At 62.6% G+C, this 25,330-nt stretch carries 21 protein-coding genes and 1 pseudogene; 16 read left to right on the plus strand and 6 right to left on the minus strand.

What is annotated here, in order from left to right:
- Nucleotides 1-2: 2 nt before the first annotated feature.
- The 4 genes from dgcB to ACIQYU_RS21335 all read left to right on the plus strand — a co-directional run bounded on the left by dgcB (nucleotide 3) and on the right by ACIQYU_RS21335 (nucleotide 5,395).
- The gene (dgcB, locus tag ACIQYU_RS21320; RefSeq protein WP_207837957.1) at nucleotides 3-1,955 is read left to right on the plus strand and encodes a dimethylglycine demethylation protein DgcB; all 1,953 of its coding nucleotides are present in this window, start codon (nucleotides 3-5) and stop codon (nucleotides 1,953-1,955) included.
- The gene (locus ACIQYU_RS21325; protein ID WP_233688035.1) at nucleotides 1,955-3,187 is read left to right on the plus strand and encodes an electron transfer flavoprotein subunit alpha/FixB family protein; all 1,233 of its coding nucleotides are present in this window, start codon (nucleotides 1,955-1,957) and stop codon (nucleotides 3,185-3,187) included. The genes dgcB and ACIQYU_RS21325 overlap by 1 nt, the downstream gene beginning before the upstream one ends.
- A 10-nt stretch (nucleotides 3,188-3,197) precedes the next feature.
- The gene (locus ACIQYU_RS21330; RefSeq protein WP_343587662.1) at nucleotides 3,198-3,968 is read left to right on the plus strand and encodes an electron transfer flavoprotein subunit beta; all 771 of its coding nucleotides are present in this window, start codon (nucleotides 3,198-3,200) and stop codon (nucleotides 3,966-3,968) included.
- A 683-nt stretch (nucleotides 3,969-4,651) separates the two neighbouring features.
- The gene (locus tag ACIQYU_RS21335) at nucleotides 4,652-5,395 is read left to right on the plus strand and encodes an RHS repeat-associated core domain-containing protein (protein WP_402802042.1); all 744 of its coding nucleotides are present in this window, start codon (nucleotides 4,652-4,654) and stop codon (nucleotides 5,393-5,395) included.
- Between the two features lie 46 nt (nucleotides 5,396-5,441).
- Here the strand turns inward: ACIQYU_RS21335 and gbcA are convergent, their stop codons facing one another.
- Nucleotides 5,442-6,734 carry a glycine-betaine demethylase subunit GbcA gene (gene gbcA / locus ACIQYU_RS21340; protein WP_207837965.1) on the minus strand — a complete coding sequence of 431 codons (1,293 nt, stop codon included), beginning with the start codon at nucleotides 6,732-6,734 and terminating at the stop codon, nucleotides 5,442-5,444.
- Nucleotides 6,735-7,028: 294 nt separating this feature from the next.
- Between gbcA and gbcB the strand changes: the two genes are divergently transcribed.
- A complete protein-coding gene (gene gbcB, locus ACIQYU_RS21345; RefSeq protein ID WP_063914511.1) occupies nucleotides 7,029-8,129 on the plus strand; it encodes a glycine-betaine demethylase subunit GbcB in 1,101 nt (366 codons plus the stop codon).
- A 135-nt stretch (nucleotides 8,130-8,264) separates the two neighbouring features.
- Here the strand turns inward: gbcB and ACIQYU_RS21350 are convergent, their stop codons facing one another.
- On the minus strand, nucleotides 8,265-9,890 hold the full coding sequence (locus ACIQYU_RS21350) for a methyl-accepting chemotaxis protein (RefSeq protein WP_207837968.1): 1,626 nt from the start codon (nucleotides 9,888-9,890) through the stop codon (nucleotides 8,265-8,267).
- Between the two features lie 275 nt (nucleotides 9,891-10,165).
- On the opposite strand from ACIQYU_RS21350, the gene ACIQYU_RS21355 reads away from it, so the two are divergent.
- The 4 genes and pseudogenes from ACIQYU_RS21355 to ACIQYU_RS21370 all read left to right on the plus strand — a co-directional run bounded on the left by ACIQYU_RS21355 (nucleotide 10,166) and on the right by ACIQYU_RS21370 (nucleotide 12,805).
- Nucleotides 10,166-10,396 (plus strand): hypothetical protein, encoded by a 231-nt coding sequence (locus ACIQYU_RS21355; protein WP_025337390.1) that lies wholly within the window; start codon nucleotides 10,166-10,168, stop codon nucleotides 10,394-10,396.
- The gene (locus ACIQYU_RS21360; protein ID WP_402802047.1) at nucleotides 10,393-10,695 is read left to right on the plus strand and encodes a cell division protein ZapA; all 303 of its coding nucleotides are present in this window, start codon (nucleotides 10,393-10,395) and stop codon (nucleotides 10,693-10,695) included. The genes ACIQYU_RS21355 and ACIQYU_RS21360 overlap by 4 nt, the downstream gene beginning before the upstream one ends.
- Nucleotides 10,696-10,912: 217 nt before the next feature.
- Nucleotides 10,913-11,941 (plus strand): annotated as a pseudogene (locus ACIQYU_RS21365) (cache domain-containing protein); the annotation flags it as partial.
- Nucleotides 11,942-12,076: 135 nt separating this feature from the next.
- Nucleotides 12,077-12,805, plus strand: a complete 729-nt coding sequence (locus ACIQYU_RS21370) for a methyl-accepting chemotaxis protein (RefSeq protein WP_402802199.1) — start codon at nucleotides 12,077-12,079, stop codon at nucleotides 12,803-12,805.
- Nucleotides 12,806-12,911: 106 nt separating this feature from the next.
- Here the strand turns inward: ACIQYU_RS21370 and ACIQYU_RS21375 are convergent, their stop codons facing one another.
- Nucleotides 12,912-13,952 carry a low specificity L-threonine aldolase gene (locus ACIQYU_RS21375; protein WP_207837970.1) on the minus strand — a complete coding sequence of 347 codons (1,041 nt, stop codon included), beginning with the start codon at nucleotides 13,950-13,952 and terminating at the stop codon, nucleotides 12,912-12,914.
- A gap of 338 nt (nucleotides 13,953-14,290) precedes the next feature.
- Between ACIQYU_RS21375 and ACIQYU_RS21380 the strand changes: the two genes are divergently transcribed.
- From ACIQYU_RS21380 to fdhA, 7 genes are all read left to right on the plus strand, one after another.
- The gene (locus tag ACIQYU_RS21380; protein WP_207837971.1) at nucleotides 14,291-15,544 is read left to right on the plus strand and encodes a serine hydroxymethyltransferase; all 1,254 of its coding nucleotides are present in this window, start codon (nucleotides 14,291-14,293) and stop codon (nucleotides 15,542-15,544) included.
- A 15-nt stretch (nucleotides 15,545-15,559) separates the two neighbouring features.
- Nucleotides 15,560-16,810 (plus strand): sarcosine oxidase subunit beta family protein, encoded by a 1,251-nt coding sequence (locus ACIQYU_RS21385; protein ID WP_063914518.1) that lies wholly within the window; start codon nucleotides 15,560-15,562, stop codon nucleotides 16,808-16,810.
- A gap of 14 nt (nucleotides 16,811-16,824) precedes the next feature.
- The gene (locus ACIQYU_RS21390; protein ID WP_039613194.1) at nucleotides 16,825-17,160 is read left to right on the plus strand and encodes a sarcosine oxidase subunit delta; all 336 of its coding nucleotides are present in this window, start codon (nucleotides 16,825-16,827) and stop codon (nucleotides 17,158-17,160) included.
- Nucleotides 17,157-20,174, plus strand: a complete 3,018-nt coding sequence (locus tag ACIQYU_RS21395; protein ID WP_063914519.1) for a sarcosine oxidase subunit alpha — start codon at nucleotides 17,157-17,159, stop codon at nucleotides 20,172-20,174. Before ACIQYU_RS21390 ends, ACIQYU_RS21395 begins: the two co-directional genes overlap by 4 nt.
- A 182-nt stretch (nucleotides 20,175-20,356) precedes the next feature.
- Entirely contained in the window at nucleotides 20,357-20,989 is a 633-nt protein-coding gene (locus ACIQYU_RS21400; protein WP_015268660.1) for a sarcosine oxidase subunit gamma, read from the plus strand.
- An 11-nt stretch (nucleotides 20,990-21,000) separates the two neighbouring features.
- Nucleotides 21,001-21,858, plus strand: a complete 858-nt coding sequence (gene purU / locus ACIQYU_RS21405; protein WP_207837974.1) for a formyltetrahydrofolate deformylase — start codon at nucleotides 21,001-21,003, stop codon at nucleotides 21,856-21,858.
- Between the two features lie 269 nt (nucleotides 21,859-22,127).
- Nucleotides 22,128-23,327 (plus strand): formaldehyde dehydrogenase, glutathione-independent, encoded by a 1,200-nt coding sequence (gene fdhA, locus ACIQYU_RS21410; RefSeq protein WP_039613198.1) that lies wholly within the window; start codon nucleotides 22,128-22,130, stop codon nucleotides 23,325-23,327.
- A gap of 146 nt (nucleotides 23,328-23,473) precedes the next feature.
- On the opposite strand, the gene ACIQYU_RS21415 is transcribed toward fdhA, so the two are convergent.
- From ACIQYU_RS21415 to ACIQYU_RS21425, 3 genes are all read right to left on the minus strand, one after another.
- Entirely contained in the window at nucleotides 23,474-23,743 is a 270-nt protein-coding gene (locus ACIQYU_RS21415; RefSeq protein ID WP_402802059.1) for a DUF3077 domain-containing protein, read from the minus strand.
- A gap of 150 nt (nucleotides 23,744-23,893) precedes the next feature.
- Nucleotides 23,894-24,133: a hypothetical protein gene (locus ACIQYU_RS21420; RefSeq protein ID WP_402802062.1), complete on the minus strand. Its 240-nt coding sequence runs from the start codon at nucleotides 24,131-24,133 to the stop codon at nucleotides 23,894-23,896.
- A 90-nt stretch (nucleotides 24,134-24,223) separates the two neighbouring features.
- Entirely contained in the window at nucleotides 24,224-25,195 is a 972-nt protein-coding gene (locus ACIQYU_RS21425; protein WP_402802065.1) for an RHS repeat-associated core domain-containing protein, read from the minus strand.
- Between the last annotated feature and the right edge of the window lie 135 nt (nucleotides 25,196-25,330).

Raw genomic sequence — 25,330 nt, forward strand, 5'->3', positions numbered from 1 at the left:
CCATGTTGAACACCCTTCTACCCATCCTGCTGTTCGCTGCCCTCGGCCTGGCGGTGCTCGGCGCCCTGCGCCGGGTGCGCATGTGGCGGCGTGGCCGGCCGTCCAAGGTCAACCTGATCGGCGGCCTGCTGGCCATGCCGCGCCGCTACCTGGTGGACCTGCACCATGTGGTCGAGCGCGACAAGTACATGTCCAAGACCCACGTGGCCACCGCAGGCGGCTTCGTGCTGTCGGCCGTGCTGGCCATCCTGGTGCACGGCTTCGGCCTGCAGAGCAAGATCCTCGGCTACGCGTTGCTGGTGGCCACGGTGATCATGTTCTGCGGCGCCATCTTCGTCTTCAAACGCCGCCTCAACCCGCCTTCGCGCCTGTCCAAGGGCCCGTGGATGCGCCTGCCGAAAAGCCTGCTGGCGTTCGCCGTCAGCTTCTTCGTCGCCACCTTGCCGGTCGCCGGCATCCTGCCGGCCAATACCGGTGGCTGGGTGATGGTCGGCATTCTCGGCCTGGGTGTGCTGTGGGGCGTGTCGGAGCTGTTCTTCGGCATGACCTGGGGCGGCCCGATGAAACACGCCTTCGCCGGTGCCCTGCACCTGGCCTGGCACCGTCGCGCCGAACGCTTTGGCGGCGGCCGCTCCACCGGCCTCAAGCCGCTGGACCTGGAAGACCCGAATGCGCCGCTGGGCGTGGAAAAGCCGGTGGACTTCACCTGGAACCAGCTGCTGGGCTTCGATGCCTGCGTGCAGTGCGGTAAATGTGAAGCCATGTGCCCGGCCTTCGCCGCCGGCCAGCCGCTGAACCCGAAAAAGCTTATCCAGGACATGGTCATCGGCCTGGCCGGCGGCACCGACGCGCAGTTCGCCGGCAGCCCGTACCCGGGCAAACCGATCGGCGAACATGGTGGCCACCCGCACCAGCCGATCGTCAATGGCCTGGTCGATGCCGAAACGCTGTGGTCGTGCACCACCTGCCGTGCCTGCGTCGAGGAATGCCCGATGATGATCGAGCACGTCGATGCCATCGTCGACATGCGCCGTCACCTCACCCTGGAAAAAGGCGCCACCCCGAACAAGGGCGCCGAAGTGCTGGACAACCTGATCGCCACCGACAACCCGGGCGGCTTCGCCCCCGGTGGCCGCATGAACTGGGCCGCCGACCTCAACCTGCGACTGCTGTCGGAGGTGAAAACCACCGAGGTGCTGTTCTGGGTCGGTGACGGTGCCTTCGACATGCGCAACCAGCGTACCCTGCGCGCGTTTGTCAAAGTGCTCAAGGCTTCGGGCGTGGACTTTGCCGTGCTCGGCCTGGAAGAACGCGACAGCGGCGACGTGGCACGCCGCCTGGGCGACGAGGCGACCTTCCAGCAATTGGCCAAACGCAATATCCAGACCCTGGCCAAGTACAAGTTCCAGCGTATCGTTACCTGCGACCCGCACAGCTTCCATGTGCTCAAGAACGAGTACGGCGCCCTGGGCGGCGACTACCAGGTGCAGCACCACAGCACCTACATTGCCGAACTGATCGCGGCCAACAAGCTCAACCTCGGCCAGCACAAAGGTGGCAGTGTCACCTACCACGACCCGTGCTACCTGGGCCGTTACAACGGCGAGTACGAAGCCCCGCGTGCCGTGCTCAAGGCGCTAGGCATCGAGGTGCGCGAAATGGAGCGCTCGGGCTTCCGCTCGCGCTGCTGCGGCGGTGGCGGCGGTGCGCCGATCACCGACATCCCGGGCAAGCAGCGTATCCCCGACATGCGCATGGACGACATCCGCGAGACCGAGGCCGAGCTGGTGGCCGTGGGGTGCCCGCAGTGCACCGCGATGCTCGAAGGTGTCGTCGAACCGCGCCCACAGATCAAGGACCTGGCCGAGCTGGTGGCCGACGTGCTGATCGAAGAGGACGCGCCCTCTGCCCCAAAGCCGCAAACGGCCAAACGTGAACCTGCGGAGGTGCACTGATGAGCGACATTATTCGCCGCGACCCACGCGCCGAGTGGATCGCCCGTAACCGTCTGCACCCGCTGCATGCAGCGATGCAGACGCAGCAGACCAGCTGGATGGGGCCCAACGGCCTCATCCGCAAGAACCCCCATGCGATCGCCGCAGGCTTCATCGGCCCGGCCGGCATCAAGCGCATCGACCGCAGCGGCGCCCAGCAGGGCACCGCCGTGGGCGGGCGGCGCACGGCGGCGGCCGAGGTCAAGCTGCCGCTGCACCAGGTGCCGGCGCCGGCGTTCTACATTGCCGTGGTACCGGACATGGTCGGCGGCCGCCTGAGCAGCCACGACCGCGACTTGCTCGGCCTGGCCCACAGCCTGGCCGGCAGCGACGGTGCGGTGCTGGCGGTGGTGTTTGGCGAACACAAGGAAAGCAACTTTTCCACAGCCGGGGTCGACCGCCTGCTGGTCATCGAGGGCGAGGCTTTCGAAGGTTATGCACCGGAGCAACTGGTACAAGGCCTGCGGGCTGTGGATAACCAGTTCACTCCGCGCCACTGGCTGCTGCCCGACAGCCGCACTGGTGGCGGCGAACTGGGCCGGCGCCTGGGCGCAGCCCTGGGCGAGCGCCCGGCGACACGGGTATGGCAGGTCAAGGACGGCCAGTGCATCGGCCGTGCCGGTGCCGGCCAGCAAGACCTGCAGCGTGCCGTGCCACGCCTGATCCTGGCGGCGGCCGAGTGCGCCGAGCCGGTCAGCGAAACCCGTCACGAAGCCTTGCCCGTGGAGTTGTCCACAAGCGTGGCGCGCAGCCTGTCGCGCATCGAAGACCTCGGCTCGGTGGCCGTGGACCCGGCCACCATTGCCATGGCCGAGGCCGAGTTCATCGTTTCGGGCGGCAACGGCGTCAAGGACTGGGACCTGTACCACAAGGCTACCGCGGCCCTGGGTGCCACCGAGGGCGCCTCGCGGGTGGCGGTGGACGACGGTTTCATGCCGCGCAACCGCCAGGTGGGTGCTACTGGTACCTGGGTCACTGCGCGGGTCTACGTGGCTGTGGGTATCTCGGGCGCGATCCAGCACCTGCAGGGCATCGGCGCCTGCGACAAGGTGGTGGCGATCAACATGGACCCGGGCTGCGACATGATCAAACGGGCCGACCTGTCGGTGATTGGCGACAGTTCGGCGATTCTCAAGGCACTGATCGAGGCTGTGGACAACTACCGCAGCGGCGGCCAGCGCGACGCGGCATAAGGGCACGAGCATGAGTACGAAAGTGATCAGCCTGGTTTCCATCGGTGCCCACCCCAGCTCCGGTCGCGCCCGCCGCGCCGAGCAGGATGCCCGCGCCGTGGAGTTGGGTTTGCAGCTGGCTGGGGATAACTTGCAGGTGGTGCATGCTGGCGACCCACGGGAAGAGGCGCTGCGCGCCTACCTGGGCATGGGCCTGGACCATCTGGACGTGCTGGAGCAGCCGGCCGGTGCCGATGTGCTGGGCGTGCTCGGGGATTACCTGCACGATGCCGGGGCCCAGCTGGTGCTGACCGGTAGCCAGGCCGAGACCGGCGAGGGGTCGGGCATGTTGCCGTTCCTGCTGGCCGAAAAGCTTGGCTGGCCGTTGATTGTGGGGCTGGCCGAAGTGGAGTCGATCGACAACGGCACCGCCCAGGTGCTGCAAGCTTTGCCGCGTGGTCAGCGGCGTCGGCTGAAAGTGCGCCTGCCGCTGCTGGCGACTGTGGATAACGCAGCGCCCAAGCCGCGCCAGAGTGCTTTCGGGCCGGCGCGTCGGGGTGTACTGGCGGCGCGCAATGTGGCCATCGTCGAAGACGAACTGCTGGCCGAAGCCGAGCTGCAACCGGCCCGCCCACGGCCCAAGCGCTTGAAGGTGATCAAGGCCAAGAGCGGCGCTGACCGGATGAAGGCGGCAACCGCCAAGGCCAGTGGGGGCGGTGGCAAGGTGCTGAAGGACGTTTCGCCACAGGAAGGCGCCGAGGCCATCCTCAAGCTGCTGGTGGAAGAGGGCGTGTTGCGCTGAAAGCAGAGGCTTGGAGGTCTCTTTGTGGGAGCGGCCTTGTGTCGCGAAAGGGCCGCGCAGCGGCCCCAGCCATTTCTGCAGTGATGCAAAAACCTGGGGCTGCTGCGCAACCTTTCGCGACACAAGGCCGCTCCCACATTCCATACACAGTATCGACCGAATGCTTTTGCCCACCAAATCTGTTCGCCAAGGTGTGGATAAAGTGTTGGCGCATGGCTGCAGCCCTTGTATTTCGTGCTCTTCAAGATATTGATCAAAAAACGATCAAGCATTCTCCCAGCCTTCGCAGGCGTGCGCATCAGCATCCTCCTGATTTTGCCCACAATCGCTGTTAGCCGGTCTGTGGATAATCTGTTCGGTATCTGCTGTAAGCCACGCAGTCAAAGGTCTTGAAAGATTTGCTCAAAAAATGATCAATCTTGCCTGAATGCTGCTCGATCCTTGAAAATCCGGGCCTTGAGACGTTTATCCACAACCAGGTGGCAGAAAATTCATCGGTTGCTCACAAACTCTGTTGGTGTCTCTGTGGACAAGGTGTATGAACTCCGCTGCAGCCCAGTGAACATGAGGCCCTGGCCCATATGATCAAATAGTGATCAGTAGCCTGCCTGACATTTTTGCCAGTACGCAAATTTCCAACCAGCCATTACCGTGTCTGCAACTCTTCGTATTGTGGATAACTCATGGCAACACTTTTCGGCCCGCGTGCCTATTCGCCTTACGGCGCCATGAACGCAGCCCTCGCTCCTGGGCTGGCTTTTTGTGGACAGTATCGGGATCCATTGACTGGGAATTACCCGTTAGGAACCGGTCATCGCTTCTACAGCCCGACTCTGATGCGATTTCTGAGCCCTGATAGCCTCAGCCCATTTGGCCGCGGGGGCATCAATGTCTACGCATACTGTGGTGGTGAGCCAGTCAACCGGCACGATCCGACAGGCCGGTTTTTCGAAACGGCGGCCCTGACTTTACGAGGCTTGGGGATGGCATCGAATGCACTGACCTTGGGGTACAACTTCCTGGGGCCTTCACCAACCAATCGTGTTGGGCTTAACGCTGCACGAACGAGTACATTCGGCTCACTCTTGAGCTTGGGAAGTGCTGCGGCGCAATTCGCAGGCGTGGAGAGTGCAATTTTTGGGGCGAATGTCGGTACGGCGATAAGTCTGGCGGCAACCGGTGCACGCGCTATCAACGCTGCGGTCGGCCCTGGTAGCAGTCCCTTGAGGCAGGTAAAGAAGAACTTCGATTTACTGGCAGGGGGAATGCCGGCTGAGGTTGCTGCGGAAATTGCACTGGAAAGCGTGCAGACCCCACCTCAGCGTGAACTGTCGGTGCGGCAATCTGGAATCAACCGTCCTGCTCCGGATGCATGGGGTTTTCAGGGCGATACGATGGGGGTTAGGCGACGACGGCATTCGAGGTGAATTGGAGGGGTCGTGTTTCAACCCCTCCACAGTTCAGTGCAATCGCTTACTGCGCCTGCACTTCCTTCAGATACGCCGCCGGCTCCGCCCCCAGGTTGTTCAGCAGACGCTGGCTGTACCAGTCAATGAAGTTGACCACGCCAAACTCGTAGGTCTTCGAGTACGGCCCTGGCTGGTAAGCGGTGGAGTTGATACCACGCTGGTTCTCTTCGGCCAGGCGACGGTCCTGGTCGTTGGTGGCGTCCCACACCTTGCGCATGCGCTCCGGGTCGTAATCGACACCTTCCACGGCATCCTTGTGCACCAGCCACTTGGTGGTGACCATGGTTTCCTGGGCGCTGATCGGCCACACGGTGAACACGATCATGTGGTCGCCCATGCAGTGGTTCCACGAGTGCGGCAGGTGCAGGATGCGCATCGAGCCGAGGTCCGGGTTCTTGATGCGGCCCATCAGCTTCTGGCAGGCCTGCTTGCCGTCCATGGTCATCGACACGGTGCCCTTGAGCAGCGGCATGCGCACGATGCGGTTACGCAGGCCGTGGCTCTTGTGCAGGTACGGGATCTTCTCGGCTTCCCAGGCGGCAGCGGAGGCGGCCACGTGGTCCTTGAATTCCTGGCTGGCGCGTGGGTCGTTGGTGTCGTCCCATTCCAGCAGGGTTTGCAGCAGCTCCGGGTGCGAACCGTTGCAGTGGTAGCACTCGCGGTTGTTTTCCAGCACCAGCTTCCAGTTGGCCTTTTCCATCAAGGTGGTTTGCACCGCCACCTTGGTGTTTTCCATGTCGTACGGTTCCATGTAGTGCTCGAGGGTAGCCAGGAACTCGTCGATGGCCGGCGGGTTTTCCGCCAGGCTGATGAAGATGTAGCCACCGGCGACCTTCACGTTCACCGGCTTCAGGCCGTATTGGTTCATGTCGAAGTCGGCACCCATTTCGGTACCGGCGAACAGCAGGCGACCGTCCAGTTCGTAGGTCCACTGGTGGTACGGGCAGACCAGCTTGGCCACCTTGCCCTTGTCGCTGACGCACAGACGCGAACCACGGTGGCGGCAGACGTTGTGGAAGGCATGCACTTTACCTTCGGCGCCACGCACCACGATGATCGGGTTCTTGCCGATCTGCAGGGTGATGTAGTTGCCCTTGGCCGGGATCTCGCAGGTCATGCCGGCGATCAGCCACTCCTTGTGGAAGATCTCCTGCATGTCGATCTGGAACAGACGCTCGTCGTTGTAGAAAGGCTGGGGCAGCGAGTAGGTGCGCTCGCGGGTCTGCAGCATCTCGGCGGTGGCCTTGCGTGCAGGTTCCAGTGGATCGCCCAGGCTCAGGGTTGCGGTGACGTCCATCGTGTATTCCTCGGGGCCGTGTGCGGCCGGCAAAAGGTGGCTAATCGTTGTTGTGGTGCCGCAAGGCTGCTCATCAAGAAACAGCATGTTCTTTTGCCGTGGAGTGTGCGTCCGAAGGCGCCATGAACCGTATCCATGGGCGACATGGCCGATTTGAATTACGACGCGCCAGCCCTTGCAGCACGGGGCTGGTCGCGATGAGCACGCCGATGTCGCTGGCAGGAATGTACGTCGTCTTCAGCTTGCGCATTATCCAAGCCATAAAAGGCCAATAGTCGGCTGCTGGAGATGAACATGTCCGATACCTTCCTCAATCCGGTCACTACCCAGACCTGGGCCAACGGCCGCCACATCGTGCGCTGCGTCAAGGTCATCCAGGAGACCTGGGACGTGCGCACGTTCTGCTTCATGGCCGACCAGCCGATCATGTTCTTCTTCAAGCCAGGGCAGTTCGTCACCCTTGAGCTGGAGATCGAAGGCAAGCCGGTGATGCGCTCCTACACCATCTCCAGTTCACCGTCGGTGCCCTACAGCTTCTCGATCACCGTCAAGCGTGTACCGGGCGGGCTGGTGTCCAACTTCCTCCACGACACCATGCACGAAGGCGCCGAGCTGCCGGTGCACGGCCCGGTGGGGCTGTTCAACGCCATCGACTTCCCGGCACAGAAGGTGCTGTACCTCTCGGGCGGTGTCGGTATCACCCCGGTCATGTCGATGGCGCGCTGGTTCTACGACACCAACGGCAATGTCGACATGGTATTCGTGCACAGCGCCCGTTCGCCGAAGGACATCATCTACCACCGCGAGCTGGAGCAGATGGCTTCGCGCATCCCCAACTTCAGCCTGCACATCATTTGCGAAAAGCATGGCCTGGGCGAGCCGTGGGCGGGTTACCGTGGCTACCTGAACCAGCGCCTGATGGAGCTGATCGCGCCGGACTACATGGACCGCGTGGTGTTCTGCTGTGGCCCGACACCCTACATGACTGCGGTCAAGCGCATGCTCGAAGCGGTCGGCTTCGACATGAAGAACTACCACGAGGAGTCGTTCGGTGCGACGCCGGCCGAAGCCAAGGCCGATGCGGTGGAGCACGCCGAGCAGGCAGCTGACGCGCCGGAGCTGGATGCGGCCGACCTCAACCTGGTGGAGTTCATCGGCAGCGAGAAGAGCATCCGCATCGCCCCGGGCGAGACCGTGCACGCGGCGGCGGCCAAAGTTGGCCTGATGATCCCGAAAGCCTGCGGCATGGGTATTTGCGGTACCTGCAAGGTGCTCAAGCTGGGCGGTGAAGTGGAGATGGAGCACAACGGCGGCATCACCGAAGAGGACGAAGCCGAGGGCTACATCCTGTCGTGCTGCAGCGTGCCGAAAGGGGATGTGCGGATCGATTACTGATCCGGGAATGCAGGGGGCTGCCTTGCAGCCCTTTCGCGACACAAGGCCGCTCCCACAAAGGCCCCGGTTACGCCGGTCAATGTGGGAGCGGCCTTGTGTCGCGATGGGCCGCAAAGCGGCCCCGGCTATCTGAAGTCAGGTGCGGAAGCGCGCCACCAACCCATTCAGATCCACAGCCAACCGCGACAACTCCGCACTCGCCGCACTGGTCTGATGCGCCCCGGTAGCACTCTGCACCGACAGGTCATTGATGTTCACCAGGTTGCGGTCCACTTCCCGCGCCACCTGCGCCTGCTCTTCCGCCGCACTGGCAATCACCAGGTTGCGCTCGTTGATCTGCGCCACCGCTCCGGCAATGGTGTCCAGCGCCATACCCGCGCCACGGGCAATATTGAGGGTGGACTCGGCGCGTTCTGTGCTGGTGCGCATCGATTCCACTGCCTCTTCCGTCCCCCCCTGAATACTGCCGATCATCCGCTCGATCTCACTGGTCGACTGCTGGGTACGATGAGCCAGCGCCCGTACCTCATCGGCCACTACGGCAAAACCACGGCCCGCCTCACCAGCGCGCGCTGCCTCGATCGCGGCATTGAGTGCCAGCAGGTTGGTCTGGTCGGCCAGGCCACGGATCACATCGAGTACCTTGCCGATATCACGCGACTGCTCAGCCAGGTGGGTGATCAGCGTGGCGGTGGCCTGCACGTCGCCGCTCATGCGTTCGATGGCGCCCACGGTTTCCATGACCAGGTCTCGGCCATCGCCGGCCGAGCGGCTGGCCTCGCTGGACGCTTCCGAAGTGCTCACTGCATTGCGCGCCACTTCTTCCACGGCACTGGTCATCTCGGTCACGGCGGTGGCTGCCTGCTCGATTTCGTTGTTCTGCTGCTGCAGGCCACGGGCGCTTTCGTCGGTGACGCTGTTGAGTTCTTCCGCCGCCGAGGCCAGCTGGGTGGCGGAGCCGGCAATCAGCTGCAGCGTGTCGCGCAGATTTTCCTGCATGCGGGCCATGGCCCGCAGCAGGCGGGCGGCTTCGTCGGTGCCTTCGGCGCTGATGATGTGGGTCAGGTCACCATCGGCGACTTGCTCGGCGCTCTTGAGTGCTTCTTCGATCGGTTTGACGATGCTGCGGGTCAGCAGGAAGGCGCAGAGCAAGGTCAGCACGGTGGCGGTGACCAGCAGGCTGATGACCAGGGTGAAGGCGGTGCTGTACTGGCTGGCAGCTGTCTGGTTGGTGGCGCGGGTCTGCTCGGTGTTGATGCGCACCAGGGTCTCCATGATCTTGTTGATCTGCTCGGAGTTGGCCAGCAGGTCGCGGTTGAGCAGGTCGCGCAGTTCGTCGAGGTTGCCGGCCTGGCTCAGGCTGCGCATGCGTGACTCCAGCTGGCGGTACTGGGTGAGCAGCTGGACGTACTGGTCGTACGCGGCCTGTTCGTCGGCGGCGCTGATCAGCGGCAGGTACGCCTGGCGGGCACGGTCGATCTCGAGGTTGCGCTGGTCCAGCAGGTTCAGGGTTTCCTGCTGGGTTTGCGGCTCGCGGTTCACCAGCAGGCGGTAGGAGAGGCTGCGCAGGCGCAGGTTCAGCGCACTGATCTCGTCGAGGACCTTGATGCTGGGCACGCTGATCTGCTCGATGACCAGACCGGCCTGGCGGATGTTGCCCATCTGCACCAGGGAGAAGATACCGAGGCCGAGCATCAGCAGGCCGATAAGGGCAAAGCCGAGCAACGCGCGCGGGGCGATATTCATGTTGCGTAATGACATGGTTTGGGCAGATCCAGGCTAGTGAAGGTGACGCACCCAGTGCGACGGAATATGACTCTCAGGGGTATCGGTCAGGTCGAGGCACGCTTGAGTGCGCTTGGCGAAAATTGTGCGACTGCTGTCGTTTCCTGACCGGCGGTTGACCCAGGTCGGAACAAGGGGGTGGTTCCTCTGTCAATCTGCGGGTTAGACACCTCGTGAATCCGATATTTAATGGCGATGGGCCGCACTTTTCTTTATCGTGTGCGCCCCTCGCAACAACCTGAGATAGACCCATGCTGGAAGCTTCCCTGAATCAAATCGAGCAACTGGTCAGCGACCTGATGCAGAAGAACGCTCAACTCACCGAGCAGAACACCGCCCTCGGCCAGGAACTGGCCCAGGCCAAGGAAGAGAACGAAACCCTGCAGCTGTCGCTGATGGAGCAGGAAGAGAAGAACGGCAGCACCGCCGCACGCCTGCAGGCGCTGCTCGAGCGCGCCAACGCCGGCGTCGTAGGCGCATGACACTGCGAGCGCAACCGATCAATGTCGCGTCGATCCTCGGCAACGACTATTCGATCAAGGCGCCTGAAGGCCAGGAAGCTACCCTGGCCCAGGCGGTGCAAATGCTCAACACGGCGCTGGCCCAGACCAAGCGTCAGTACCCGACCCTGATCGGCGACAAGCTGCTGGTGCTGGCCGCGCTGAACCTGTGTTCGCGACAGATCGAGTTGCAGGATGAGCACCGCAGGACGCTGGAGCGTACCCAGGCGCAGATTGACGCCACGGTGGACGCCATCGTGCGGACCATTGCCGAACAATAAGGCCCTGCACTGGCCCCTGTGGGAGCGGGTTTACCCGCGAGTGGCTTCACCATCGCATTCGCGGGTGAACCCGCTCCCACAGGGGCGGCGGATTGCTTCAGAGCACTGGATTAACTGGATACGCAAGTGTATACACTTTTCCGCAAAACAATAATGTGCGGGGAGTAGGGGCATGCGTATCTGGCGTAAGAGCATCCAGTGGCAGTTGATCACCAGCATGGGCGCCGCCTTGCTGGCGAGCATCCTGGTGGTGGTCATCATCTTCACGGTGGCGCTCAACCGCCTCACCGAACGCTACCTGGTCGATACCGCGTTGCCCGCCAGTATCGAGGCCATACGCAATGATATCGAACGCATGCTAGGCCAGCCGCTGGTGGCGGCGGCGGACATTGCCGGCAACACCCTGCTGCGCGACTGGCTTGCCGCCGGTGAAGACCCTGACCAAGCCGCTTCATTCATCGAGTACCTGGCCGCCGCCAAGCAGCGCAACCAGGCCTTCACCACTCTGTTCGTCTCGACCGAAACCGGCCATTACTACAGCGAGAATGGCCTGGACCGCACCCTAAGTCGCAGTAACCCGAAGGACAAATGGTTCTACGGCTACATCGACAGCGGCGCCGAGCGCCTGATCAATATCGACATCGACGGTGCCACGGGTGAGTTGGCGCTGTTCATCGACTATCGCGTGGAAAAGAATGGCCAACTGGTCGGCGTGGCCGGCATGGGCCTGCGCATGACCGAGCTGTCGAAGCTGATCCATGACTTCAACTTTGGCGAGCACGGCAAGGTGTTCCTGGTGCGTAACGATGGCCTGATCCAGGTTCACCCGGACGCTGCCTTCAGCGGCAAACGCCAGCTCACCGAACAGCTCGGCGCGGATGCGGCCAAGGCGCTGATGACTGGCGGCGAAGGCCTGCGCAGCAGCCGCTTCAGCCGTGATGGCGAAAGCTACCTGGCGCTCGGCCTGCCCCTGCGCGACCTCAACTGGACCTTGGTGGCCGAGGTGCCGGAGGGGGAGATCTACGCACAAATGCATCAGGCGGTATGGCTGACCAGCCTGATCGGTGGTGCCGTGGCGCTGGTGTCGCTGCTGCTGGTGGTGGTGCTGGCGCGTGGCCTGGTGCGGCCGATCCGGCGCGTCACTGCGGCGTTGGTGCAGATCGGCAGTGGCGCGGGTGACCTCAGCCACCGGCTGGACGATTCACGTCAGGACGAACTGGGCGACCTGGCGCGTGGTTTCAACCGCTTCCTCGACAGCCAGCGCCGGCTGATCGGCGAGGTACTGCACACCTCCGAGCGGCTGCACCAGGCGGTCGAGCAGGTGACGCAGGTGGTGGACAACACCGCCGAGCGTTCCGGGCGTCAGCAGGAAATGACCGAAATGGTCGCCACTGCCGTGCACGAAATGGGCTTGACCGTGCAGGACATTGCCCGCAACGCCGGCGATGCGGCGCAGGCCTCGCAGTCGGCGCGGGATGAAGCGTTGCAGGCGCGTGAGGTGGTGCAACGCTCGATTCGGGGTATCGAGGGTATGTCGGGTGATATCGGCAAGGCGGCCGATGCGGTCAGCCAGTTGGCCGACGAAGTAGCCTCGATCGATGAAGTTCTCGCGGTAATCCGTAGCATTTCCGAGCAGACCAACCTGCTGGCGCTGAATGCCGCCATCGAGGCGGCCAGGGCGGGGGAGATGGGCCGCGGGTTTGCCGTGGTGGCTGATGAGGTGCGTACGTTGGCCCGGCGCACGCAGCTGTCCACCGACGAAGTGCAGCAGATGATCCAGCGCCTGAAACAGGGCGCAGGTTCGGCGGTGAGCTCGATGCAGGCGGGGCAGCAGGCAACCGGTACCGGGGTGGAGTCGAGCCAGCGCACCGGGGCGTCATTGGGGGCGATCACTGACCAGGTGGAGCACATCAGCGACATGAACCATCAGGTGGCCACGGCGACCGAGGAGCAGTCGGCGGTGACCGAGGAGATCAACCGTACGGTGCAGGGGATTTCCGACCTGGCGCGGGAGACGGCGGCAGAGGTGCGGGGATGCCGCGAGGAATGCCAGGCGTTGCGTGGCTTGGCGGATGACCTGGCGCGGCAGATGGGTGGGTTCAGGCTTTAGATCAGTGTTGGCTTCTTCGCGGGTAAACCCGCTCCCACAGGTTCATCACAGGCCTTGAAACCTGCGCGATCCCTGTGGGAGCGGGTTTACCCGCGAATGCGGCCTGTCAGGCGCCGATGATGCTGCGGATATCCGCCGCCAGCTCGCGCACCCGTTCTTCCTCGGTATCCCACGAGCACATGAACCGCGCCCCGCCGCTTCCAATGAAGGTATAGAAGCGCCAGCCCCTGCCGCGCAGTGCTTCGATGGCGTGCTCCGGCATCTGCAGGAACACCCCGTTGGCCTCCACCGGGAACATCAGTTCCACCCCCGGCAAGTCACTCACCAGCGAGGCGAGCAACTGCGCGCAATGGTTGGCGTGATTGCCATGACGCAGCCAGGCGCCATCTTCCAGCAGGCCCACCCAAGGCGCCGACAAGAAACGCATCTTCGACGCCAGTTGCCCGGCCTGCTTGCAGCGGTAGTCGAAGTCCTCGGCCAGTTGGCGGTTGAAGAACAGGATCGCCTCGCCCACCGCCATGCCGTTCTTGGTGCCGCCAAAGCACAGCACATCGACGCCGGCCTTCCAGGTCAGCTCGGCCGGGCTGCAGCCCAGGAACGAGCAGGCATTGCTAAAGCGCGCGCCGTCCATGTGCAGGTTAAGGCCCAGCTCCTTGCAGGTGGCGCTGATCGCCTTCAGCTCGTCGGGGCGATAGACGGTGCCCACCTCGGTGGCCTGGGTAATGGTCACGACCCGTGGCTTGGGGTAGTGGATGTCCTGGCGCTTCAGCGCCACTTCGCGGATCGACTGCGGCGTCAGCTTGCCGTTGACGCTGGGCGCAGTCAGCAGCTTGGAACCGTTGGAGAAAAACTCTGGTGCACCGCACTCGTCGGTTTCGACGTGGGCGGTCTCGGAGCAGATCACGCTGTGGTAGCTCTGGCACAGCGAGGCCAGGGCCAGGGAGTTGGCGGCGGTGCCGTTGAAGGCGAAGAACACCTCGCAGTCGGTTTCGAACAGGTTGCGGAAGTATTGCGCGGCGCGTTCGGTCCACTGGTCGTCGCCGTAGGCGCGGTCGTGGCCGTGGTTGGCCTTCTCCATGGCCGCCCAGGCTTCGGGGCAGATACCGGAATAGTTGTCGCTGGCGAATTGTTGGCTCTTATCTGTCATGACACTGTCCTGTGAACGACGCAGAGCAGCACTCTAAACCATCGATTCAGCAGTTGCCTATACAAGCGGTGCAGCGTTTGATTTCGGCATTGCCTGTACTGGCCTCTTCGCGGCTAAAGCCGCTCCCACAGGGATATTGCAAGCATTGAAGCACCGCCGTACCTGTGGGAGCGGGTTCACCCGCGAAAGGGCCGGCACGGGCGACACAAAAGCGAATGTCGTAAACGCGCCATTGCAAGGCGTGCGCAGGCATCTGACCTGCCCCGGCCAGTCATAACATCGCCACAAAGGGCCGCAGTGCCCCACGACAAAAAACGATCGCTGCCGGGAGATACACGATGTTCAGCAAGCAAGACCAGATCCAGGGTTACGACGATGCACTGCTGGCGGCGATGAATGCCGAAGAACAGCGCCAGGAAGACCACATCGAGCTGATCGCCTCGGAAAACTACACCTCCAAGCGCGTGATGCAGGCCCAAGGCAGCGGCCTGACCAACAAGTACGCCGAAGGCTACCCGGGCAAGCGCTACTACGGTGGCTGCGAGCACGTGGACAAGGTGGAAGCCCTGGCCATCGAACGCGCCAAGCAGCTGTTCGGTGCCGACTACGCCAACGTCCAGCCGCACTCCGGCTCCTCGGCCAACGGTGCCGTCTACCTGGCCCTGCTGCAGGCCGGTGACACCATCCTCGGCATGAGCCTGGCCCACGGCGGCCACCTGACCCACGGCGCCAAGGTGTCGTCCTCGGGCAAGCTGTACAACGCTGTGCAATACGGCATCGACACCACCACCGGCCTGATCGACTACGACGAAGTCGAGCGCCTGGCTGTCGAGCACAAGCCGAAAATGATCGTTGCCGGCTTCTCGGCCTACTCCAAGACCCTCGACTTCCCGCGCTTCCGCGCCATCGCCGACAAGGTCGGTGCGCTGCTGTTCGTCGACATGGCCCACGTAGCCGGCCTGGTTGCCGCTGGCCTGTACCCGAACCCGATCCCGTTCGCCGACGTAGTCACCACCACCACCCACAAGACCCTGCGCGGTCCGCGTGGTGGCCTGATCCTGGCCAAGGCCAACGAAGAGATCGAGAAGAAGCTCAACGCCGCCGTATTCCCGGGCGCCCAGGGTGGCCCACTGATGCACGTGATCGCCGCCAAGGCCGTGTGCTTCAAGGAAGCGCTGGAACCTGAGTTCAAGAGCTACCAGAAGCAAGTCATCGAAAACGCCCAGGCCATGGCCCAGGTGTTCATCGACCGTGGCTATGACGTGGTCTCCGGCGGTACCGACAACCACCTGTTCCTGGTCAGCCTGATTCGCCAGGGCCTGACCGGTAAGGATGCCGACGCAGCCCTGGGCCGCGCGCACATCACCGTCAACAAGAACGCCGTGCCGAACGACCCGCAGTCGCCGTTCGTCACCTCGGGCCTGCGCATCGGCACCCCGGCCGTCACCACCCGTGGCTTCAAGGTCGCGCAATGTGTAGCCCTGGCCGGCTGGATCTGCGACATCCTCGACAACCTCGGTGACGCAGACGTCGAAGCCGATGTGGCGAAGAACGTCGCGGCCCTGTGCGCAGATTTCCCTGTTTACCGCTGAGTGGAGCCACACACCATGCAACGTTACTCGGGCTTCGGCCTTTTCAAGCACTCCCTCAGCCACCACGAGAACTGGCAGCGCATGTGGCGCACGCCAACCCCTAAAAAGGTCTACGACGTGGTTATCGTCGGCGGTGGCGGCCATGGCCTGGCCACGGCCTACTACCTGGCCAAAGAACACGGCATCACCAACGTTGCCGTGATCGAGAAGGGCTACCTGGGCGGCGGCAACACCGCCCGTAACACCACCATCGTGCGTTCCAACTACCTGTGGGATGAGTCGGCGCACCTGTACGAGCACGCCATGAAGCTGTGGGAGGGCCTGTCCCAGGACCTCAACTACAACGTGATGTTCTCCCAGCGCGGCGTGTACAACCTGTGCCACACCCTGCAGGACATGCGTGACTCCGAGCGCCGCGTCAGCGCCAACCGCCTGAACGGCGTGGACGGCGAGCTGCTCAACACTGCCCAGGTCGCGGCCGAGATCCCGTACCTGGACTGCTCGAAGAACACCCGCTATCCGATCCTCGGTGCCACCGTGCAGCGCCGTGGCGGCGTGGCCCGTCACGACGCCGTGGCCTGGGGCTTCGCCCGTGCCGCCGACGCCTTGGGCGTGGACCTGATCCAGCAGACCGAAGTGATCGGTTTCCGCAAGGAAAACGGCGCGGTCATTGGCGTGGAAACCAACAAAGGCTTCATCGGCGCCAAGCGCGTCGGCGTGGTCACTGCCGGTAACTCCGGGCACATGGCCAGGCTGGCCGGCTTCCGCCTGCCGCTGGAGTCGCACCCGCTGCAAGCACTGGTATCCGAACCGATCAAGCCGATCATCGACAGCGTGATCATGTCCAACGCCGTACACGGCTACATCAGCCAGTCCGACAAGGGCGACCTGGTGATCGGTGCCGGTATCGACGGCTGGGTTGGCTACGGCCAGCGCGGTTCGTACCCGGTGATCGAGCACACCCTGCAGGCCATCGTCGAGATGTTCCCCAACCTCTCGCGCGTGCGCATGAACCGTCAGTGGGGCGGTATCGTCGATACCTCGCCGGACGCCTGCCCGATCATCACCAAGACCCCGGTCAAGAACATGTTCTTCAACTGCGGTTGGGGTACTGGCGGCTTCAAGGCGACCCCGGGTTCGGGCAACGTCTTCGCCGCGAGCCTGGCCAAGGGCGAAATGCACCCACTGGCCGCGCCGTTCTCCATGGACCGTTTCTACAGCGGCGCACTGATCGACGAACACGGCGCTGCCGCCGTCGCCCACTAACCGGAGACACCGTCATGTTGCATATTTTCTGTCCCCACTGCGGCGAGCTGCGCTCCGAAGAAGAGTTCCACGCCTCTGGCCAGGCGCACATCGCCCGCCCGCTGGACCCTAACGCCTGCTCCGACGAGGAGTGGGGTACCTACATGTTCTACCGTGACAACCCACGCGGTATTCACCACGAACTGTGGGACCACGTTGCCGGCTGCCGCCAGTACTTCAACGTCACCCGTGACACCGTGACCTACGAAATTCTGGAAACCTACAAGATTGGCGAGAAGCCGCAAGTGACCGCCAGCGGCAAGCAAAGCAGCGCTGCGTCGACCGTCAAAGGCCAAGGGGAAAAAGTATGAGCCAGACCTATCGCCTCGCCAGCGGCGGCCGTATCGACCGCAGCAAGGTCCTGAACTTCAGCTTCAACGGCAAGACCTACCAGGGTTATGCCGGTGACAGCCTGGCCGCCGCGTTGCTGGCCAACGGCGTCGACATCGTCGGCCGCAGCTTCAAGTATTCGCGTCCACGCGGCATCATCGCCGCCGGTACCGAAGAGCCGAACGCCATCCTGCAGATCGGCTCCAGCGAAGCCACCCAGATCCCCAACGTGCGTGCCACCCAGCAGGCGCTGTACGCAGGTCTGGTAGCCACCAGCACCAACGGCTGGCCGAACGTCAACAACGACGTCATGGGCATCCTTGGCAAGGTGGGCGGCAGCATGATGCCGCCGGGCTTCTACTACAAAACCTTCATGTACCCGAAATCGTTCTGGATGACTTACGAGAAGTACATCCGCAAAGCCGCCGGCCTTGGCCGCGCGCCGCTGCAGAACGACCCGGACAGCTACGACTACATGAACCAGCACTGCGACGTGCTGATCGTCGGCGCCGGCCCTGCTGGCCTGGCCGCCGCACTGGCCGCTGCCCGCAGCGGTGCCCGCGTGATCCTGGCTGACGAGCAGGAAGAGTTCGGCGGCAGCCTGCTCGACACCCGCGAAACCCTCGACGGCAAGCCTGCTACCGATTGGGTCAACGCCGTGGTCAAGGAGCTGGAAAGCCTGCCGGAAGTGACCCTGCTGCCACGTGCCACGGTCAACGGCTACCACGACCATAACTTCCTGACCATCCACGAGCGCCTCACCGACCACCTCGGCGACCGCGCCCCGATCGGCCAGGTTCGCCACCGCGTGCACCGCGTGCGTGCCAAGCGCGTAGTGCTGGCTGCCGGCGCTCACGAGCGCCCGCTGGTGTATGGCAACAACGACGTGCCGGGCAACATGCTGGCTGGCGCCGTTTCCACCTACGTACGCCGTTACGGCGTGGCCCCGGGCCGCAAGCTGGTGCTGTCGACCAATAACGACCACGCCTACCGCGCCGCGCTGGACTGGCACGACGCCGGCCTGCAAGTAGTCGCCATCGCCGACGCCCGTCACAACCCGCGTGGCTCGCTGGTTGAAGAAGCGCGTGCCAAAGGCATCCGCATCCTCACCTCCAGCGCCGTGATCGAGGCCAAGGGCAGCAAGCATGTTACCGGCGCCCGTGTGGCCGCCATCGACGTGCAGGCACACAAGGTCACCAGCCCTGGCGAAACCCTCGAGTGCGACCTGATCGCCACCTCCGGCGGTTACAGCCCGATCGTGCACCTGGCTTCGCACCTGGGCGGTCGCCCGGTATGGCGTGAAGACATCCTCGGCTTCGTGCCGGGCGATGCTCCGCAGAAACGCGAATGCGTGGGTGGCATCAACGGCGTCTACGCCCTGGGCGACGTGATCGCCGATGGCTTCGAAGGCGGCGTTCGCGCAGCCACCGAAGCAGGCTTCAAGGCCACCGTTGGCAGCCTGCCGAAAACCGTTGCACGCAAGGAAGAGGCTACTGTGGCGCTGTTCCAGGTGCCGCACGACAAAGGCACTGCCCGTGCACCCAAGCAGTTCGTTGACCAGCAGAACGACGTCACCGCAGCCGCCATCGAACTGGCCACCCGCGAAGGCTTCGAGTCGGTCGAGCACGTGAAACGCTACACCGCGCTGGGCTTCGGTACCGACCAGGGCAAACTGGGCAACATCAACGGCCTGGCCATTGCCGCCCGTTCGATCGGCATCACCATCCCGGAAATGGGCACCACCATGTTCCGTCCCAACTACACGCCGGTTACCTTCGGCGCGGTAGCGGGCCGTCACTGTGGTCACCTGTTCGAGCCCGTACGCTTCACCGCCCTGCATGCCTGGCACGTGAAGAACGGCGCCGAGTTCGAAGATGTCGGCCAGTGGAAGCGCCCATGGTACTTCCCGAAAGCCGGTGAAGACATCCACGCCGCCGTGGCCCGTGAATGCAAGGCCGTGCGCGACAGCGTGGGCCTGCTGGACGCCTCGACCCTGGGCAAGATCGACATCCAGGGCCCGGATGCGCGTGAGTTCCTCAACCGCATCTACACCAACGCCTGGACCAAGCTCGACGTGGGCAAGGCCCGCTATGGCCTGATGTGCAAGGAAGACGGCATGGTCTTCGACGACGGCGTAACCGCCTGCGTCGGCGACAACCACTTCATCATGACCACCACCACTGGTGGCGCCGCCCGCGTGCTGCAGTGGATGGAGCTGTACCACCAGACCGAATGGCCGGAACTGAAGGTGTACTTCACCTCGGTCACCGACCACTGGGCCACCATGACCCTGTCCGGCCCGAACAGCCGCAAGCTGCTCAGCGAGCTGACCGACATCGACATGGACAAGGAAGCCTTCCCGTTCATGACCTGGAAAGAAGGCAACGTCGGCGGCGTACCGGCCCGGGTGTTCCGAATCTCGTTCACCGGCGAGCTGTCGTACGAAGTCAACGTACAGGCCAACTACGCCATGGGCGTGCTGGAACAGATCATCGAGGCAGGCAAGAAGTACAACCTGACCCCGTACGGCACCGAGACCATGCACGTACTGCGTGCCGAGAAGGGCTTCATCATCGTTGGCCAGGACACCGACGGCTCGATGACCCCGGATGACCTGAACATGAGCTGGTGCGTGGGCCGCAACAAGCCGTATTCGTGGATCGGCCTGCGTGGCATGAACCGCGAAGACTGCGTGCGCGAAAACCGCAAGCAGCTGGTGGGCCTGAAGCCGGTCGACCCGACCAAGTGGCTGCCGGAAGGCGCCCAGCTGGTGTTCGACCCGAAACAGCCGATCCCGATGGACATGGTTGGCCACGTCACCTCCAGCTACGCGTCCAACTCCCTGGGCTACTCGTTCGCCATGGGTGTGGTCAAGGGCGGCCTCAAGCGCATGGGCGAGCGCGTGTACTCGCCACAGGCGGATGGCAGCGTGATCGAGGCGGAGATCGTGTCTTCGGTGTTCTTCGATCCGAAGGGTGAGCGGCAGAACGTTTGAGGCTTCACCGGTAGCTCTGATTGGAATGCGACCTCTGTGGGAGCGGGTTCACCCGCGAATGCGATGGTGAATTCACCGCCCTCTTCGCGGTTAAACCCGCTCCCACACTGGGTCTCCTCAGTCTGTGACTACAGGTTCTACCTCAGGTCTTCGCGATCAACAGAATTCAAGGCAGGTAAGAAATGAGCGCTATCAACGTCTTCCAGCAAAACCCCGGCGCCGAGGCCAAGGCCCAGTCGCCACTGCACCACGCCGACCTGGCCAGCCTGGTTGGCAAAGGCCGCAAGAACGCAGGCGTGACCCTGCGTGAACGCAAGTTCCTCGGCCACCTGACCCTCCGTGGCGACGGCCACGACCCGGAATTTGCCGCCGGCGTGCACAAGGCCCTGGGCCTGGAGCTGCCAGTGGCCCTGACCGTGGTCGCCAACAACGAAATGTCGCTGCAATGGATGGGGCCGGACGAGTGGCTGCTGATCGTCCCGGGGGGCCAGGAGTTTGCCGTCGAGCAGAAGCTGCGCGCGGCCCTCGAAGGCCAGCACATCCAGGTGGTCAATGTCAGCGGCGGGCAGAGCCTGCTGGAGCTGCGCGGCCCGAACGTGCGCGAAGTGCTGATGAAGTCCACCAGCTATGATGTTCACCCGAACAACTTCCCGGTGGGCAAGGCTGTCGGCACCGTGTTCGCCAAGTCGCAACTGGTGATCCGCCGTACCGCCGAAGACACCTGGGAGCTGGTGATTCGCCGCAGCTTCGCCGACTACTGGTGGCTGTGGCTGCAGGACGCTTCGGCCGAGTACGGCCTGAGCATCGAGGCTTAAGGAGAGCGAACATGAGTCGGGCACCGGATACCTGGATTCTCACCGCCGACTGCCCGAGCATGCTCGGCACCGTCGACGTGGTGACGCGTTACCTCTTCGAGCAGCGCTGCTACGTGACGGAGCACCACTCCTTCGATGACCGGCTGTCGGGGCGTTTCTTCATTCGCGTGGAGTTCCGCCAGCCGGACGATTTCGACGAGGCAGGCTTCCGTGCCGGCCTCGCCGAGCGCAGCGATGCGTTCGGCATGGCGTTCGAGCTGACTGCACCGAATCACCGGCCCAAGGTGGTGATCATGGTGTCCAAGGCCGACCACTGCCTGAACGACCTGCTGTATCGCCAGCGCATCGGTCAGTTGGCCATGGACGTGGTCGCGGTGGTGTCCAACCACCCTGATCTGGAGCCCCTGGCGCACTGGCACAAGATCCCTTACTACCACTTCGCCCTCGACCCCAAGGACAAGGCTGGGCAAGAGCGCAAGGTACTGCAGGTGATCGAGGAAACCGGCGCCGAGCTGGTGATTCTTGCGCGTTACATGCAGGTGCTGTCGCCCGAGTTGTGCCGGCGCCTGGATGGCTGGGCGATCAACATTCACCACTCGTTGCTACCAGGGTTCAAGGGCGCCAAGCCGTACCACCAGGCGTACAACAAGGGCGTGAAGATGGTCGGTGCCACGGCGCACTACATCAACAACGACCTCGACGAAGGGCCGATCATTGCCCAGGGTGTCGAGGTGGTGGACCACAGCCATTACCCCGAAGATCTGATTGCCAAAGGGCGGGACATCGAATGCCTGACCTTGGCGCGAGCGGTGGGGTATCACATCGAGCGGCGGGTGTTCCTCAACGCCAACCGGACGGTCGTTCTCTAGCGCCTGTTCCGGCCTCTTCGCGGGCGCGCCCGCTCCCACAGGTAAAGTGACCGTCCTGAAGGTTACGCAATACCTGTGGGAGCGGGCGTGCCCGCGAATGGCCCCACCATTTTTCCCTTGCCGCTAAAAGGCATCTCCCTGTCGCTCCCAGTCAGTGCATCCCGCCCCATCAGGCCCACAATTCCCCTCATTCCAGAAACACATGCCGCCCACGGATGGCGGCGCGTTCAACCACCGCTGCATAAATATAAATCAAGCGAGGTAAGAGCATGTCTGGCAATCGTGGAGTGGTATATCTCGGCGCCGGCAAGGTCGAGGTGCAGAAGATCGACTACCCGAAAATGCAGGACCCACGCGGCAAGAAGATCGAGCACGGCGTGATCCTGAAGGTGGTCTCCACCAACATCTGCGGCTCCGACCAGCACATGGTCCGCGGCCGCACCACTGCCCAGGTCGGCCTGGTCCTGGGCCACGAAATCACCGGTGAAATCGTCGAAAAAGGCCGCGATGTCGAGCGCATGCAGATCGGCGACCTGGTCTCGGTACCCTTCAACGTCGCTTGTGGCCGTTGCCGCTCCTGCAAAGAGATGCACACCGGTGTCTGCCTCACCGTCAACCCGGCCCGCGCCGGCGGTGCCTACGGCTACGTCGACATGGGCGACTGGACCGGTGGCCAGGCCGAATACGTGCTGGTGCCGTACGCCGACTTCAACCTGCTGAAACTGCCTGAGCGCGACAAGGCCATGGAGAAGATCCGTGACCTGACCTGCCTGTCCGACATCCTGCCGACCGGCTACCACGGTGCCGTGACTGCCGGTGTCGGCCCGGGCAGCACCGTCTACGTCGCCGGTGCCGGCCCGGTTGGCCTGGCCGCCGCTGCTTCGGCGCGCCTGCTGGGCGCTGCCTGCGTGATCGTTGGCGACCTCAACCAGGCCCGCCTGGCCCACGCCAAGTCCCAGGGCTTCGAAGTGGTCGACCTGTCCAAGGACACCCCGCTGCATGAGCAGATCGTCGACATCCTCGGCGAGCCGGAAGTGGATTGCGCCATCGACGCCGTAGGCTTCGAGGCCCGCGGCCATGGCCACGAAGGGGCCAAGCATGAAGCGCCGGCCACCGTGCTGAACTCTCTGATGCAGGTTACCCGCGTTGCCGGCAACATCGGTATCCCGGGCCTGTACGTGACCGAAGACCCGGGCGCGGTGGATGCTGCCGCCAAGATCGGCGCGCTGAGCATCCGCTTCGGCCTGGGCTGGGCCAAGTCGCACAGCTTCCACACTGGCCAGACCCCGACCATGAAGTACAACCGCCAACTGATGCAGGCGATCATGTGGGATCGGATCAACATTGCCGAAGTGGTGGGAGTGCAGGTGATCAACCTGGATCAGGCGCCGGAAGGGTATGGCGAGTTTGATGCGGGTGTGCCGAAGAAGTTTGTGATCGACCCGCACAAGATGTGGGGGGCGGCGTAACAACCGTCGTTTGACAAGAGCCCCTCGTATCGAGGGGCTCTTTTATGGCAGTTCGGGTCTCACAGGAGAGTTACAAACCTCAAGCCTGACGCCGTACCTGTGGGAGCTGGCTTGCCGGCGATGGGCCAACCCTGCCACCCCATCTCTTAGCGAATCATCCCCAACTCAGCATCATCCTTCAGCGTCTTGGCCAACGCGCTCAGATAATGCGAAGCCCAAAGCAACTGCGGCTTGTTGTCAATCAGTCCGTCAATGGTCATATCCCGCACATACCCCATCAGCTCCGAAGCCTGGTCACGGGCATCCAGGCAAGGAATACCAGGGGCGATACAGAACAGCGCGTGGGTCTTGTTCTCCCCCTGATAAAACATGGTCTTGCCGACGGTGGTGTTGGGTTCTCTTTCGTCTGTTGTCATTGTTCTATTCCCTTGAGAATGGCTGTGCCTGTCCAGACATATTCGCGGGTTTGCCCGCTCCCACAGGTACTGCCCTCAGGTACGGCGCAGTACCTGTGGGAGCGGGCGAGCCCGCGAAGAGGCCCGAACAGGCAACACGCCAATCAAGCCTCAGTGCATCACCCGTGTCTCGGCCGGCATCTGTACCTGCACCAACACAGCCTCAAGCAGCTCCCGCAGCGCTTCCAGTTCATGCACCGAAGCCATCATCAGCATCGCAACCGGTGACTTAGGCTGCAGCCCAATCGCCTGCTGCGCCACCGCCTGGGCGCACTGGGTGTACTCCGTGGCCTGGAGGATGGTGTCTTCAAGGGAATGGAAATCTCGGTCAAGCCGAGATGTACAACTCACACATCAAGCAGTTCTACAGGTGAAGCGTACAATCTGATAGCTGGAATTTACGATTATCTATCATGACTTTTGAAACGCCATGGCCTGTTTTTAAATCGATTGTCGCGTGCTTATCATGCGGCGGCCAAGACCTTGTAAGAGTGTAAGGCGTGCTGCTTCGCGGACACGCTCCTGTATTTGTTCTGGTGTTAGCTCGATGTCGAGTGAATGTTGGGAGCTTGTAGTGGATTCGCTTGATGAACGAGACCGCATGCGCGCTATCGCAGTGTTAAAACTGGGTAGTCTACCTTCATAAATTTCAGCGTATGACGGAAGGTCTGCGCTATTAGGACTATTTCTCGGAGCTGGCCTCGGAGGCGAGTCAAATACATTGAAAGATGAGCGAGGTGTGCTTACAGGCGTTAGTTGGATTCCAATTGGCTCTGAGCTGTGGCTCTGCGAAAGAGAAGCTATGTCGGCTCGTGCTTCTGCCAACTGTGGAGAGCCTTGTGTCCGTCTGGCTGAGGGCGTTCTAATATGCAGTCTATTTGCTACGCCTTTTGCAAGGCTGCGTATAAAATGTGGGACGTGGCCAGAAGGATCATGATAGTTGACCGGGTCTCCCAAACAGTAAATGTATGAATTTAGTCCGCCTGTGCCAAAAGGGCTGAGAGAGTCCGGGCTAAGAAAGCGATGCAAGGTTGTACTCAACGCTCTGTATCCGTTGCCTAGTGGATACCCTTTAGTTATGTGGTCAAACCATTGACCATTGAACGCAAGTAGCGTTGTCACCTTGTTGCTATCCAGATATCCGTAAGGTGAATAAGCCATTGACTCCGTAGGTGTGCCGAGAATGGAATTGGTGCGATCGCTTTTTAGAATCTTGACCGATGTCCTCTGGTCGCCTTGAACTACTGGTATGTCTTGTGCCCACAGCACATGACGAGTGCCTTGGGCAGATATCTCAGTTGTCATGTGATTATTTTTGTAAAAATGAAGGGCTCCACCATTGACTATCCTTTTCAACCTCCTCATGGGCTCGGACGGAGCCTGCCCGTTTATGCATCTTGAATTGGTAGCCATGACATACTATCTCCGAGAGTGCTTGAAGGCTAACTCTGCGCATCCTTGCTAACGACAGCAACTAGCAGTTTTACTAGGCTCTGTACGAAATCCTAAGAAACCCAATCGGCGCCCTTCGGAAGCTGAAATTCTGTA

This window comes from Pseudomonas sp. NPDC096925 (genome assembly GCF_044762545.1).
Classification (GTDB): Bacteria; Pseudomonadota; Gammaproteobacteria; order Pseudomonadales; family Pseudomonadaceae; genus Aquipseudomonas.